Here is a 15,110-nt window from a genome sequence, read left to right as displayed (position 1 = left end):
AAGCAGAAATCCTATTCGAGAAATTTGGATTCACTGTAGAAAATGTTGTTGAAAAGGCTATTAATGTAGCAAAGAAATAGAAGTTACAGTAATTAAATCTACGATACAGTGTAAGCTAAGCGTTCAAATAAGACTATAATGTAAAAAATATTATTAGAAATATATAAGAAAATTTAAGGATATTATTAATGAAGCTGCTACTGGTAAAAAAAGAATTTTTGCCTGTAGCAGTTTTTTTAAAACAACTTGTTTTCTAAAAAAACAAATACCTAAAAAGTAGCATGTGTTCCTAAATTATAAAAAATATATAAAGTGGTTACAGTATATGATATATTGAATTCATAGGAATCAACTTATTATGATTAAAAAATTTATGTTAATAATAAAAAGATAATGTGCAATGGAGGGTTTTATATGTTTCATAAGAAATTAAAAGATTTCCCAAAGAATTTTTTATGGGGAGCTTCAACATCAGCTTATCAAGTAGAAGGTGCTTATAATGAAGATGGAAAGGGATTATCCGTTCAAGATACAAAGGAACCATTCCCAGGAACACCAGATTTTAAGGTATCTAGTGACCACTATCACCATTACAAAGAAGATGTAGCATTATTTGCAGAAATGGGATTTAAGACTTATCGTTTTTCAATTGCATGGACTAGAATAATACCAAATGGAGTAGGAGATGTAAATCTTAAAGGAATTGAATTTTATAACAATTTAATAAATGAACTATTATCATACGGAATAGAACCGCTAGTTACTATGTATCATTTTGATTTACCAGATGCGCTTCAAAGAGAAGGTGGTTGGTCAAATAGAGAGACTGCTAATGCATTTGTAAATTATGCAAAAGTATTGTTTGAAAACTTCGGTGATAGGGTTAAATATTGGCTTACAATAAATGAACAGAATATGATGATACTTCATGGAGGGGCAATTGGAACTGTAAATGATGGAGTAGAAAATGTTGAAAAAGAATTATATAAACAAAATCATCATATGATGCTTGCACAAGCGCAAACAATGAAGTTATGTCATAGTATGTGTCCAAAAGCGAAAATAGGGCCTGCACCTAATATAAGCTCAATATATCCAGCAAGTTCAAGACCAGAAGATATATTAGCTGCTAGTAACCAATCATCTATAAGGAATTGGTTATACTTAGATATGGCTGTACACGGTAGGTATAATCCAATAGCTTGGAGCTATATGGTTGAAAAAGGAATCGAGCCAATTATTGAAGATGGAGATATGGAAATATTAAAAGGTGGAAATCCAGATTTCATAGCATTTAATTATTATTGCACAGGAACATCTGCGGAAAGTAAGATTGATGATAAAGAAGTTTCAACTCAAGGTGGAGATCAACAGATTGCTGTAGGAGATTTAGGTGTTTACAAAGGAGCTTCTAATCCGAACTTGGAGAAAACTCAATTTGGATGGGAGATTGATCCTATAGGATTTAGAAACACTTTAAGAGAAGTTTATGAAAGATATAATTTACCTATAATAATTACTGAAAATGGATTAGGTGCTTATGATAATGTTGAAGAAAATGATACTATAAATGATGATTATAGAATTGATTATTTAAGAAAACATATTGAACAGGCTAGACTTGCTATAACTGATGGAGTAGATTTGATTGGATATTGTCCATGGTCAGCTATAGATCTTATAAGTACTCACCAAGGTTTCAAGAAAAGATATGGCTTTATATATGTAAATAGAGATGAATTTGATCTCAAGGATTTAAGAAGAATAAGAAAGAAGAGTTTCTTCTGGTATAAAAAAGTCATCGAAACTAATGGCGAAGAAATTTAGTCAAAGATAATTAATATAATATTAGAATAATAGTATTTAAAAATAGATACTAATATAAATGAAATATACCAAGGTGTAAGAAATTTCGCTTTGGTATATTTTACTTTTATAATATAGCTAAAAAGAATTTTTACAAACATAGCCTTAAAAGTTTTTTTCAAATAATGTATACTTAAATTAAAAGAACTTTGGTAGATCGTATAATGAAGATAAATCATAGTATCTACAAAGTCGTAAAAGGCTAACTAGTATAGTGTTTTAAATTTTAAGACAACAATATATTCAAGTATGTGTGAATGTAAAAAAGCTAGTTATAAAGGAAGAGGTTGATTAAATTATGTTTAATTATGAAATTATCCAGAGTTTAAACGATTTAGAGTTGTCTCTATACAGATATATAATGAAGAATATTCAAAAAGTTGTTTATATGAGAATTAGAGAATTATCTGATGAAGCACACGTCTCAACAACTACTATATTAAGATTCTGTAAAAAGTTGAACTGTGAAGGATATTCGGAATTTAAAGTGAAATTAAAATTGTATCTTGAAGAAAATGAAAGTGATAAAGTAAATAATGATACATCGATAATAGTTGATTTTTTCAAAAAATTAGATAATAGTGAACTTGATAGAAAATTAAATGTACTTTGCGATTTAATAAAGAAAGCAGGTAATGTAGTATTTATAGGAACAGGAACATCTGGAATACTGTGTAAATATGCAGCTAGATATTTTTCATCAATTGGTAAGTTTTCCATGTATATAGATGATCCGTATTTTCCAAGAAATTATAAGCTATATGAAGATTCTATAATAATAGCAATGTCAGTTTCAGGTGAAACGCGCACTGTTATTGACTATATAAGTAATATAAAAAGAGAAAATACTACGCTTGTAAGCATAACAAATAGTGAAAACTGTACAATATCTAAAATATCAGATCTTAATATATCGTATTATGTCCAACAAGAAAGACTAGGAATTAGTGATATAACAACACAAATACCTGTATTATATATTATTGAAAGTATGGGAAAAAGGCTACATAATAAGTTTGCAGTAGATTCTTCTGATTATTCTAAGTAAAACTTTAACATCCCTATAAAAGAATGTGTTTATTCTTTTATAGGGATGTATTTGTATTAAAATTTACTTTGTAATTCAGGAGCTGAATTTGATAAAAGATTCATCAAATAGCATATTTCATCATCTGATATTTCTACTTTATATTTGCTAGTTATGAAGTTTAGATTTTCTTTTATCATATTATATAGATTGACATTTTCTTCTATATATTTCTCTTTTTCAGGATAAACAGCTGGATTATCTTCATTTCTTAATCGTCCTATTACAAATGACAAGTGGAGAATAACACCAACCATATTTTCATCAGATAATTTAATTAAGAGTTTCTCTTGTAATATATTTAAAAATAGGGTTACATCTTTATAAAGTTCAACACCATCTATATTATATATATTTTCCTTTATAATTTTAGGTAGATTAATCATAGTTAATTTTGAATCAATTATACTTTGTAATTCTTTTAATACATTCATATTAAATACTTCGTACATTGTATATTGTTTTATAGGTGAATCTACAGGAAAAGATGAAACAATAAAAAGTACCTCATTTTTTTCTTGAAGATTAATTATTTTTTGCTTGAAGTATTTTTTGTCTAAGCAGTTTAGACAAACGACTTCAAAATAATCTTTATCTAATCTAAGATTACTTAGTAAGAAGTTTTTAATTGCAATGGCAGCGCCCTCACCAGTTAAGCAGGCAGTTACTATTAAAACTTTATCTGAATCGCTAGAAGGATTACTTATATTTTTATGTATTTCTACATAAGAATTTACCATAAGAACGTCATTATATATTTCATCTAGTGATGATCCAATTAGTGCTTTTCGTGCTGCTTCTAAAACATGTAAAGTTGAAACAAGAGATATCACTTTAATATCTACTTGAAATTCCTTTTTTATAACATCTGCAAAAGTTGTTAAAGACCCCATATCTACTAATAAGAGATAGCCAGCAGAAGTTGGATTGTCCTGAATACCAATCTTAAGGCTTTCTAATACTTTTGATGGAGCAACATCTATTGGAGCGTTTATTGGAATTATATAGTTTTCTCCAAGTAGTCTGTTAGAAACATCAGCCATTGAAGTTGCAGTTGATTCTCCATGGGCAATTAGGATAACTTTTACTTTATCTTGAGATTTATCGTTAAAAGTATTATCTGGTATCAAGAATAATGTTAAGTATCCAGCTTCATCTATTGGAATTGATTTATTAATAGTGTTTTCTATGATTTCCTTAATCTCTAGTGCAACAGCAAATTCAGAAGGATAAAGATCTTTTATTCTATTTAAATTAGTGTTTATTATTATTTTGTCACTATTTATTCTATTAATTAATGTGTTGATATGCAGAGCAAAAGCCGTATATAAATTACTATCAAAAATTACAGGAAGCTTTCGAGTTATATGACTTACTATACTATCAATACATTTTAATGTATCTTCATCAATAATGGTTAATAAGTTTTGTTTACTTGTTTCTTCGGAAACTTCAGAGTTATTTTTATTGAAATGTTTGGCTATATCTTTCTCAAGAATGTTTTCAATATCAATATCTGAGATTTCTAGAGACTTAAGCTTTTCAAGTTTACTTTCTATAAAATCGTAAATAGTATTATCTCCATTATTAAATATAGTGTTTGTATCTTCATTAGAACCATTAAATCTAAAATATTCAATTTCTTCACTCATAAGTTTATTCCATAAAACTCTATGTTCTTTTTCTTTATAAAGACCTTCTTTAATATAAGGAGGCAATATTTTACTATGGATTCTTACGTCACGTCGTATATTAGTTAAGTATTCAGAGTATGCTTTTGCACAAAGTAGCTGAACGTCACTTTTCAACTGACCTATATTATTAGGACAATCATAAGAAAGTAATGCTCTAAGAGAGTTTAAAGATACATAAATCTCTTTATTTAAACGGATACTTTCATATTTGAAGAAACTTTTAATTAAAAATAATCTTTCATCTAAAGTTCTTTCTTTAAGAGAGGGAATATTAATAACAAGAGGAATTCTTCTTGTAAATGTGTTTAATAAAGCAGAATTTGGGTCCTCTGTTGTAGCTGAAATTATTAATACATCTGATTTTCTGGTTTCTGAATCCCCAATACGTCTAAAAGTACCTGTATCTAAAAATATGAATAGAGCTTCCTGCCCTTCAGGTGGCAATCTGTGAATCTCATCTAAAAATAAAATACCACCATCAGCCTGTTCTATTAATCCGACTTTGTCAGATTCAGCTCCAGTATACGCACCTTTTTTTACACCAAAAAGTTGAGAAGTTAATAGTTGTGGGTTATTAGTATAATCTGCACAGTTAAACACTATAAAAGGAGAATCTTCTGTTTTCACCTTCATTTCCAATGCATAATTGTGCATAAGAGATGCGAACATAGACTTTCCTACACCAGTAGCACCTAATATTAAACAATTCATACCTTTAGGTGGATATAGTATAGCCGCTTTAGCCTGTTCCACAGAATCTTTAAGAGAAATATTATTTTTAGCTAACAAATCTAACTGAGATTCATTGCTTTGAATCTTATTTTCAGCAAGAAAAAATAATACTGGTCTGCCAGAGGATTTATACAATTTACCTTCTTTACAAAGTTCATTTAGTTCATGGCTTAAGTTAGCTCTAGTCATATTAACTAGAGGGGCTAGTGTTTTTGTGTCTATCCCATCTGGAGAATTAAGCTGGAGAAGTTTTTGGTAAATCAAATCTTTTTTAGCCATTATATGTCCTCCTATATAAATAAAAATATTATAGCTACTATAAATAGATTAAGTATTCTCATACGCTATGCTGAAAATCCCACGGTAAATGGACTATTATAGTAAAACTATTTATTATTAAACATTGTTTATTTAGTGTTTATATACAGTTTTGAAATTAATTAAACACTATATATAATTATAAAACACTAAGTGTATTAAGTAAACACATATCATAAAATAAATAAAATATATAACTTTTATTATAAAAATGATATAACTTTTAAATGAAATTATATTATCTATTTTGCTTATAAGTATTGATATATAGGAGTGATCCGATAGTATGTAAAATTTAAACAGCAAAAAAATTAGAAAAAAATTTAAATATTTAATAGTGTTTGGCACAGGTATTGCTATATATATTGGCATGAAGCAATAAAGCATCAAGTAAAACTTTATTCAGTTGGAGTTTAATATATCTTCTGAATTTTAGTTTGACTTATCCAGGAGCATGTAGTCGTTATTTATATTATGGAAGGTATTACGGATGCCAGCTACCGGATGAATTGGAGGAGGAGTACAAATGGATCAATTAGAAATGGCAATAATGAATATTATAATCAATGCAGGAGATTGTAAAAATCATGCTTATATGGCTCTTAATTTGGTAAACGAAGGTAAGTATGAAGAAGCTGAAAATGAAATGCAACTAGCAAATGATGCGTTAGGAAAAGCGCATGATGCACAAACAGAAATGCTTCAAAAAGAAGCTTCTGGAGAAAAAATAGAACTATCAGTTTTGTTTGTTCATGCACAAGATCATTTAATGACATCTATATCAGAAAAGAATCTTATTGAACAAATTATAGAGTTAAGAAAAATTGTAAACACTTTAGTAAAATAACAAATTGAAACTTGGAAAAGCAAATAAGACAAGCATTATTTTGTAAATACTATGAAAATAAAATTCGTAAGTAACTTTAAAATTAACACAAAACCGTATAAAAAATATGAAACATATTAAAATTTATAAAAGTTAAATCAAGGAGGAAGAAATATGGTTACAATCAAATTATTCTGTGCATCAGGAATGTCAACAAGTGTTTTAGTTAATAAGATGAAGGAGGCAGCTAAAGCTAAAGGTGTTGATGCAGAAATTATAGCATTTCCAGAATCTCAAATGGATAGACATTTAGATAGTATGGATGTTGCATTACTTGGACCACAAGTAGGATATACTTTAGGAAAAGCAAAGAAACTTTGTGAACCACATGGCATTCCAGTAGAAGTAATACCAATGGTTGATTATGGAATGATGAATGGAGCTAAAGTTTTAGATCTAGCATTAAATCTTGCAAAAAATAAATAATTGAAAAATTAATTATTTTTATAAACTTAACCAATAAGAAATAATTTGCAAAAATAAATAGCATTTGTAGTTTTACATGATTAAGTAAAAATACAAATGCACATATAAAGATATATCTAATCGGTTAACTTATATTCATATTTTATATGAGAAAAGAAAACCTTTAACAACAATTATAAGAAAACAAAATAAATATGTAGGTTTATAAGTAATAATAGCAAATTTTTATTTGTAATTATTCATATTATAATCACAATTTAGTTATAAGGGGGAAATTTATTATGTCACTCAATCAAACACTGAACGAAAAAGTAGTGCCAGCGGTAATGAAATTCGTTAATCTTAAAGGTGTTCAAGCATTAAAAGATGGTATGTTATTTACTTTACCATTAAATATCGTTGGATCTATATTCTTATTAATTGCTTGCTTTCCAGTAAAAGCATTTACAGATGGTATGACTAGCGCTTTTGGACCAGGTTGGAATGATCCATTATTTAAATTACAGCATTCAACAATGGGTATTATGGCAGTGGTAGCTGTTATAGGGATGACTTATGTATACTGTAAAAATGAAGGTCTTGAACCTTTTTCACCAGCAGTAATTGCTTTAAGTGTATTCTTAACTGTAACAAATGATTTTGTTATGTTCAAAGCTACACCTGATGCAACTCCAATTCAAGTTGGTGGAGTTATTCCACAAGACTGGACTGGTGGATCAGGCATGATTACTGCAATTATTGTAAGTTTAGTTGTTTCATTTGTTTATTGTGCAATGGTAAAGAAAAACATTACAATCAAGATGCCAGAAGGTGTACCTCAAGGTGTTGTTAATGCATTCTCAGCATTAATTCCAGCTACAGTTATATTTATAGGTGCAACTGTTGTATATGCGGTATGTAAGTTTGGATTCAATACTTCTTTTGTAGAAATTATATATAAAGTTGTTCAAACACCATTACAAGCTGCATCAGATTCACTTCCAGGAGCTATACTTATTGCTTTTGCTGTTCCATTCTTATGGTTCTTCGGAATTCATGGAGGTATGACAGTATCAGGTATGGTAGGTGCTTTATTAACTGCTAATACTGCAGCTAATGCTAAATTACAAGAAGCAGGGACTTTAGATCTTGCTCACGGAGCTCATATAGTAACTCAACAATTCTATGATAACTTTATTAACTTGGCAGGTAGTGGTCAAACACTTGGATTTACTATATTATTATTAGTACTTGCAAAATCTGCTCAATATAAACAATTAGGTAGATTAGCACTTCCAGCTAACTTGTTTAATATTAATGAACCAGTATTATTTGGTACTCCAGTAGTAATGAACCCAATAATGGGTGTACCATTTATACTTACTCCAGTAGTAAATGCAATATTACTTTATTTAGCAATTGCAACAGGTATACTTGCACCAATGGGTGGAGCATTACCACCTTGGACAGTTCCAGCTGTATTCTCAGGATTAATAATTGGTGGTCCTAGTTATGCTATAGCTCAATTAGTATTCCTACTTATTGGAATGGCAATATACTTCCCATTCTTTAAGAAAGTTGATGCTATGTCATATGCTGATGAATTAGCAGCACAAAAACACGAAAATAGCGCTCAAGCGTAAATACGATTAATTAGCCCTATTATTAACAATTTAAAATAAATTTAAAAACTCTAACATTTCTAATTATTGAAATTATGATTTCTGCAATAGCAGAAGCTCAATGAGAAAATAATTGAAATGTTAGAGTTTACTCAGTATAATTCTGAAAAATAAATGATATAATATGTTAATAATCAAAGTATAATAAAGAATTATTAAAAATCAAATTAAGATAAAGTTGTTTTTTTCAAAAGATTAAATAGGAGTGAGGTAGAAAGATGATATTAATAAACTGTGCATTAAGACAAGACGATATAATAAATATAGTAGAAAATATTGAAGTTGAGAATGAGAAAGTATTTAAATTTGTTAGAAAAGAAGGAATTAAGATACTTTTTGAGTGTAGCCTTAGTGATCAACAAAATGCGGCTGCAATTGCAAAACAATCAATAAAAGATACTGAACTTGGAAAAGTATTATATTTTGGAGTTAGTGTACAATAAAAATTAGATATAATTTAATTATTTATATTGTGAATAAAAAGCATTTTCTTATAGTTAAGAAGATGCTTTTTATTATTCCTATGTAATTTGCTTTATTTCTAGTTGTAGAAATTATTTTTTAATGATTAAAATAAATTTAGTGATTAAACAGTTCTTGGAAGTGTTCAAACACTAATCACAATTATATACTTTCATCTAAACACTGGGCAATATTACCAAAACGCTAATAAGAATAATCAAACTCTTATATTAGATATTGATTATATTAAGTAAACATATAAAAGATTAATGACAATTTGGATACATAAAAATTTTGTAAACGTTTTATAAATCCGGGATTAGGATTAATATAGATAATATCAATATATTTAAAATAATGTCTACTAAAAAGCAGAATAGTGTTTGGCACAATTTATGCTATGCAATAGGATAAAAGGAAAAATATTCTAAAAGACGTTGAATGGGGGAGTGTAGAGTGGAAGAGTTAGAAATGGCAATCATGAACATTATAATAAACGCTGGAGATTGTAAAAATCATGCGTATATGGCACTTAACAATGTAAATGAAGGAAAATACGAAGAAGCTGATAAGGAAATGCAATTAGCAAATGATGCATTAGCAAAAGCACATGATGGGCAAACAATGTTCCTTCATAAAGAAGCAAATGGTGAAAAGATTGATATGTCAGTTTTGTTTGTGCATGCACAAGATCATCTAATGACAGCAATAACAGAGAAAAACTTAATTGAACAAATAATCGAACTAAGAAAAGTTGTAAATACGTTGGTTAAATAATTAACAAATAGATTAAAATTTTATGAGGATACTTATTAAAAGTTTATATAAATAAATTTATATTTCAGGAGGAATGAACCATGGTAATAATTAGATTATTTTGCGCAGCAGGAATGTCAACAAGTCTTTTAGTAAACAAAATGAAGGAGGCAGCTAAGAATAAGGGGATAGATGTAGATATTGAAGCTTTTCCAGAAAGCCAGATGGATAAAAATATAGAGGGAGTTGATGTTGCATTATTGGGTCCACAAGTTGGATATACATTGAACAAAGCAAAAAAGATATGTGAACCTAAAGGAATACCTGTGGATGTTATACCAATGGTTGACTATGGAATGATGAATGGGCAAAAAGTTTTAGACTTTGCCTTGAAGTTAGCAGGAAAATAGTTAAAAAGTTTTTACAATATCATTTTTTATAAATTATCTAATAAACCTTGTTAATTTATATTTACTAATTTTTAAGGAGGAATTATTATGTCATCATCTGGGACAACTTTAAACGAAAAAGTATTGCCAATAGTTATGAAGTTTGTTGGTTTAAAGGGAGTTGTTGCATTAAAAGACGGTATTTTATTCACTTTACCATTAACTTTGGTAGGATCGGTATTTTTATTGCTAGCTCAATTGCCATACCAACCGTTAAATGATTGGCTAAATGTTACATTAGGTGCAGGATGGACTGATCCACTGTTTAAAGCAAATGGAGCAACATTTAACATGATAGCACTTGTTGCAACAATAGGAATAGCATACACTTATGCTAAAAATGAAGGTCATGAACCTTTATCAGCAGGAATAATATCATTTGTAGTATTTATATTAACAACTAGCTCTTCAGTAACTACTAAGAGCGGAGAAACAGTAGGTGATGTCATACCAACAGCATGGTGTGGTGGAAAGGGAATGGTTACCGCAATTATAATAGGATTAATAGTTGGAGCAGTTTACTCATGGTTTATGGCAAATAAGATTACAATAAAGATGCCTGATGGCGTACCACAGGGAGTTGTGAATTCGTTTGCAGCATTAATACCAGCAGCAGTTATAGTGCTTGGAGCAACAATAGTTTATATGATATTTAAATGGGGATTACAAACAACATTTATTGAATGGATATATAAAGTACTTCAAACACCATTACAAGGTATGACAGACTCATTAGGTGGAGTTTTAGTCATGGGATTTTTAATTCCATTCTTATGGTGGTTTGGTGTTCATGGAGCAACAATAGTAAGCGGTGTAATGTCAGGAATATTACAATCAAATACTTTAGACAATGCAGCTATAGTTACAAGCGGAAAAGAATTATCAATAGCAAATGGAGCTCATATAGTAACACAGCAATTTCTTGATCAATTTATGACAGTAACAGGATCTGGTATGACAATAGGTTTAGTAATATGTATGTTATTTTTTGCAAAATCGGCACAATGCAAACAATTAGGAAAACTCGCAATAGTACCAGGGATATTTAATATAAATGAGCCAATTACATTTGGAACACCAATAGTAATGAATCCATTTATGGCAATTCCATTTATAATTACTCCAATGCTATCAGGAACAATACTTTATTTTGCAATAGCAACAGGAATAGTTCCACCATTTGGAGGGGTAATGGTTCCATGGACAACTCCGGCACCAATATCAGGACTTTTGACAGGTGGAGTTAGAACAGCAATATTACAGTTATTAGTATTAGCGATGTCATTCTTCGTTTACCTTCCATTCTTTAAGAGACAAGATAGTATAAACTTAAAAAATGAATTGGCAGCTCAACATGGTGATAATATTCAGGCATAAGAATTACTAAATAATATTATTATGACAAGGAAAGATTAAAACTTTAGGTAATTAAATTTAAGCTTATCATTTGTAAAAAAGTACAAATGATAAGCTTTTTTAAAATTTGAGTTAATATTAAGATTTACTATTTGCTGGTTCCACATTCCAATTATCTTTAGTGGAGTATACTGAAATTCCATCAGGATCACTGCTTGTCTCAAATATGTTAACACCACATGTAGTTAGAACATTGTAAGATTCATTAGTAGTGCTAATAGATTCTTTAGCTCTAGAAATTATTCCCACAATTGGGTTAACATATCCGATAAATGGATACGATGAAGATGTTGGATTTCCATGATGAGGAATCTTTAATACATCAACTTCTTTCCCATCTAAGGCTTTTCTACTAACAAAGTCGTTTTCTGCGCCCCATTCAATATCTGCAGCAAATAATTCTTGAAGATCATGATAATTCAAATAAACAAGTGCAGAGTTATTGTTTAGCAATGTGTATTCTTGGTAAGGGTTAGATGCTTCAAAGCTTGGATAATCCTTATCAGCATGAACAAATTGTAAAATATTTTCGCTATCAATATATGATTTTGGTTCAGCTGTAACTAAAGGTACTCCGCTTTTCTTTATAGCATTCATTGTTGCTGTATATACTTCGTAATCATGTTTCATAATTTCTTTTTCACTGGCACTAGAAGTAGTATCATTCATACTTGCAAAATCTTTCATTTCAAAGTATTTTGGAACTAATATTTTTCCGACATCAAAGTTTTTAAGCAAATCAATCACTCCACCAATGTGATCTGAGTGAGGATGTGTAAGCACTACGTAATCTACAACTCCTTTTCCATTAGAAGTCTTGCTAGTGTTAGATTCAACAGCTTGTACACTACTACTAGTAGTAGATTGGAAGAAATCTTTCTTTAAGTTCTGGCTATTTAAGAAATCTATTAATGTACTACTAGTTGTTGTATCACCAGTATCTATTAAAACGGTCTCTCCACTAGGTAATCTTATAAATGCACAGTCAGCATTACCTACATTTAAATGACGTACAAATAGATAATCTTTATCGTTTTTATCTGAACCTTGGTAGTAACCATTTGAATTAAAATCTTCCATAGTTCCGTTTAAATAAAGCTTTCCAGTCGCAACAGAACCATCGGATTTTATGTAATATTTGTGATTTCTAGAATCAACCCAAGTATTTACAACCATTATTCCTTTGTCATCAGAATAATATTCTTTATTTTTATAATAGTAAAGGCCTTTTTGAAGTTGCCCATCATCGCTAAAGAAATACCAATTATCATCTATTAATGTTTTATGAGTAGCCATGTGACCGTATTGATCAAAATAATAAGTATCCCCATTGATTTTTTGCCATCCAGTTTCCATAGCACCGTTCTTGTCTGTATAGTAGATATTATTATCATAAACCCATCCAGTTTGCAGTATTCCATCTTTATTGAAGTAATACCAGGTTCCTTCTATTTCTTTCCAGCCAATTACTACTGAAAAATCACTATCTAGATAATATTTATCATCATAGCCTTTATCTTTAGAAGTTATATCAGGATTAACATCTTTCTCCATGAACCATCCAGTTTTTTCGAGGACTTTATCACTAACTATATAGTATTTTTTAGAATCAATAGTTTTCCATCCATATGGAATAGATACTTCTTCTTGCTTATTCGGTACAGCAGTTGCGTTGTTATTATTATTATTATTATTATTATTATTATCTGTGTCTTTTTTTGAATCTTTTTCTGATTCGTTACTTGAAACGCTTGTACTGATATCTTTGTTAGTATTTTTTGAAGAATCTTCGTTTGTTGAATTATGTAAAGTCGATTCATTTGTTTTTTGTGAAATTTCATTTGTTTGCTGTTCAGCATATACTATTGTTTCTGTAAAAAGATGAAAAGATAAACAGATTAGAAAGAATAGTATAAAACTTTTAAAATATTTTGTCATCATTATCTTTTAACACTCCTTAAATTCAATACAAAATATTATAGCACATAATCAAGCAAATTTTAAGCCAAGTCTCGGGATTTATTCCGCATTATGTAAAATTAAGAAAAAATTTTTAGAGGTAATAGAAAAATAACAAGTCAATATGTTAGTGGATTTTGCATTATGTTTAGTACGGAAACTAAGCTAATAGTTCTCTATGAGATAGATATCTTTCCGTGTATGACGCAAAATACACAAGGCATTTTAGACTTGTTATTTTCTCTAATAATCATTGAACAAAAAAAAATATGAATAACATAATTATCTTGTTATCTTCTAACTTCTCAATAGCTTTTTATATAATTTAGGATTCATTTTAAATATAGAAAATAAAATTATCCAGTGAAGCTGTTTTTTATTGCTTTGAATATAAGATTTATATGTTTCTGATACCTTATGGTTAATCAAGGTTAAATATTCAGTATTATTTTCAATATTATTAGAACATTCAAAATAACAATTTATAAGCTTAAATAAATACCATTTTAATGTTTTTGAATAGATTTCTTCATTATTTATATTTTTAATGAACTTAACTTTTTCATCGTAAACATATATTATATCTAACCTTTTTTTATTAAACTTACTTGTAGTTATACTGTTAGGAGTGATCCTATAGTAGTATAAAGGCCTATTAGTATAAGTGATCTTATTAGCTTTATAATATAATTTATATGTAGTACCTTCATCTTCATGAATTTTGCCTACAGGATAAAAAATATCTTTAAAGAGTTCTCGTTTGTAGAGCTTATTCCAAGCTACTACTGTTTGAGTATATAAGCCATTATAGAAGTTATTTAGGCTTTCCATATTATTGTAAGAATTAATAATCTCATCATCTATATGAGGTATTGAGTCATCGCTATTAGCTGTTTTAAAAAAATCGCAACATGAAATATCAGAATTATTTTCTTTCAATAATTTTAACAAAATTTCATACATACTTTTATCTAACCAGTCATCGCTATCTACGAAACCAATATAATTTCCTCTAGCTATCTCAAGACCAGCATTTCTAGCAGAACTTAGACCATTATTTTTCTTATGTATAACAACTATTCTATCATCCTTTTTAGAGAATTCATCACATATCTTTCCGGAATTATCCAATGAACCATCATCAACTAAAATAATTTCAAGATTCTTTTCAGTTTGATTTAAAATGCTATCTATACATTGAGGTAAATATTTCTCAACATTATAAACAGGCACAATAACACTAATTAAATCTTTAGTATTTTCCATAATATATTCTCCAATCTTTTACTAAGGTTAAAATTTGCTCTATAGATGGTTAAGCTGTAATAAATTATAACATATTAAGGCATAATTTAGAATTAATAATCTGTAGCAGGTATTGTAATAGAAAATTAAAAG

The 15,110-nt window shown here is 28.9% G+C and carries 12 protein-coding genes; 9 read left to right on the top strand and 3 right to left on the bottom strand.

Annotated elements, in window-relative coordinates; translation table 11 throughout:
• Positions 1-414 precede the first annotated feature (414 nt).
• Both L1S46_RS22040 and L1S46_RS22035 read left to right on the top strand, forming a co-directional pair.
• On the top strand, positions 415-1,827 hold the full coding sequence (locus L1S46_RS22040) for a glycoside hydrolase family 1 protein (RefSeq protein ID WP_238900965.1): 1,413 nt from the start codon (positions 415-417) through the stop codon (positions 1,825-1,827).
• Between the two features lie 337 nt (positions 1,828-2,164).
• Positions 2,165-2,914, top strand: a complete 750-nt coding sequence (locus tag L1S46_RS22035) for a MurR/RpiR family transcriptional regulator (protein ID WP_238900964.1) — start codon at positions 2,165-2,167, stop codon at positions 2,912-2,914.
• Positions 2,915-2,970: 56 nt separating this feature from the next.
• Here the strand turns inward: L1S46_RS22035 and L1S46_RS22030 are convergent, their stop codons facing one another.
• Complete coding sequence (locus L1S46_RS22030) at positions 2,971-5,658, bottom strand: sigma-54-dependent transcriptional regulator (protein WP_238900963.1); 2,688 nt, start codon at positions 5,656-5,658, stop codon at positions 2,971-2,973.
• A 565-nt stretch (positions 5,659-6,223) separates the two neighbouring features.
• Between L1S46_RS22030 and L1S46_RS22025 the strand changes: the two genes are divergently transcribed.
• The 7 genes from L1S46_RS22025 (at position 6,224) to L1S46_RS21995 (ending at position 11,714) form a co-directional block, all read left to right on the top strand.
• On the top strand, positions 6,224-6,544 hold the full coding sequence (locus tag L1S46_RS22025) for a PTS lactose/cellobiose transporter subunit IIA (RefSeq protein ID WP_238900962.1): 321 nt from the start codon (positions 6,224-6,226) through the stop codon (positions 6,542-6,544).
• A 153-nt stretch (positions 6,545-6,697) separates the two neighbouring features.
• Positions 6,698-7,009, top strand: a complete 312-nt coding sequence (locus L1S46_RS22020; RefSeq protein ID WP_012060794.1) for a PTS sugar transporter subunit IIB — start codon at positions 6,698-6,700, stop codon at positions 7,007-7,009.
• A gap of 281 nt (positions 7,010-7,290) precedes the next feature.
• Entirely contained in the window at positions 7,291-8,631 is a 1,341-nt protein-coding gene (locus L1S46_RS22015; RefSeq protein ID WP_238900961.1) for a PTS sugar transporter subunit IIC, read from the top strand.
• 257 nt (positions 8,632-8,888) lie between these two features.
• The gene (locus L1S46_RS22010; RefSeq protein WP_012060792.1) at positions 8,889-9,113 is read left to right on the top strand and encodes a hypothetical protein; all 225 of its coding nucleotides are present in this window, start codon (positions 8,889-8,891) and stop codon (positions 9,111-9,113) included.
• Positions 9,114-9,588: 475 nt separating this feature from the next.
• A complete protein-coding gene (locus L1S46_RS22005; protein ID WP_017211270.1) occupies positions 9,589-9,909 on the top strand; it encodes a PTS lactose/cellobiose transporter subunit IIA in 321 nt (106 codons plus the stop codon).
• A gap of 80 nt (positions 9,910-9,989) precedes the next feature.
• Positions 9,990-10,298: a PTS sugar transporter subunit IIB gene (locus L1S46_RS22000; protein WP_012060790.1), complete on the top strand. Its 309-nt coding sequence runs from the start codon at positions 9,990-9,992 to the stop codon at positions 10,296-10,298.
• Between the two features lie 87 nt (positions 10,299-10,385).
• Positions 10,386-11,714, top strand: coding sequence for a PTS sugar transporter subunit IIC (locus L1S46_RS21995; RefSeq protein WP_238900960.1), 1,329 nt, complete (start codon positions 10,386-10,388; stop codon positions 11,712-11,714).
• A gap of 117 nt (positions 11,715-11,831) precedes the next feature.
• Here L1S46_RS21995 and L1S46_RS21990 read toward each other — a convergent pair whose 3' ends face one another.
• Together L1S46_RS21990 and L1S46_RS21985 are read right to left on the bottom strand one after the other, a co-directional pair.
• Positions 11,832-13,694: an MBL fold metallo-hydrolase gene (locus L1S46_RS21990; RefSeq protein WP_238900959.1), complete on the bottom strand. Its 1,863-nt coding sequence runs from the start codon at positions 13,692-13,694 to the stop codon at positions 11,832-11,834.
• 315 nt (positions 13,695-14,009) lie between these two features.
• A complete protein-coding gene (locus L1S46_RS21985) occupies positions 14,010-14,978 on the bottom strand; it encodes a glycosyltransferase (RefSeq protein WP_238900958.1) in 969 nt (322 codons plus the stop codon).
• Positions 14,979-15,110: the final 132 nt, after the last annotated feature.

This window comes from Clostridium sp. YIM B02500 (assembly GCF_022324665.1).
Classification (GTDB): domain Bacteria; phylum Bacillota; class Clostridia; order Clostridiales; family Clostridiaceae; genus Clostridium; species Clostridium beijerinckii.
The sequence above is the reverse complement of the archived record's forward strand: the minus strand, read 5'-3'. Positions and strand labels throughout refer to the sequence as shown.

Coding starts and splice junctions, on each gene's coding strand:
- L1S46_RS22000 (WP_012060790.1), top strand. CDS start 9,990: ATGGTAATAATTAGATTATTTTGCGCAGCAGGAATGTCAACAAGTCTT.
- L1S46_RS22025 (WP_238900962.1), top strand. CDS start 6,224: ATGGATCAATTAGAAATGGCAATAATGAATATTATAATCAATGCAGGA.
- L1S46_RS22035 (WP_238900964.1), top strand. CDS start 2,165: ATGTTTAATTATGAAATTATCCAGAGTTTAAACGATTTAGAGTTGTCT.
- L1S46_RS22020 (WP_012060794.1), top strand. CDS start 6,698: ATGGTTACAATCAAATTATTCTGTGCATCAGGAATGTCAACAAGTGTT.
- L1S46_RS21985 (WP_238900958.1), bottom strand. CDS start 14,978: ATGGAAAATACTAAAGATTTAATTAGTGTTATTGTGCCTGTTTATAAT.
- L1S46_RS22015 (WP_238900961.1), top strand. CDS start 7,291: ATGTCACTCAATCAAACACTGAACGAAAAAGTAGTGCCAGCGGTAATG.
- L1S46_RS22010 (WP_012060792.1), top strand. CDS start 8,889: ATGATATTAATAAACTGTGCATTAAGACAAGACGATATAATAAATATA.
- L1S46_RS22030 (WP_238900963.1), bottom strand. CDS start 5,658: ATGGCTAAAAAAGATTTGATTTACCAAAAACTTCTCCAGCTTAATTCT.
- L1S46_RS21990 (WP_238900959.1), bottom strand. CDS start 13,694: ATGATGACAAAATATTTTAAAAGTTTTATACTATTCTTTCTAATCTGT.
- L1S46_RS21995 (WP_238900960.1), top strand. CDS start 10,386: ATGTCATCATCTGGGACAACTTTAAACGAAAAAGTATTGCCAATAGTT.
- L1S46_RS22040 (WP_238900965.1), top strand. CDS start 415: ATGTTTCATAAGAAATTAAAAGATTTCCCAAAGAATTTTTTATGGGGA.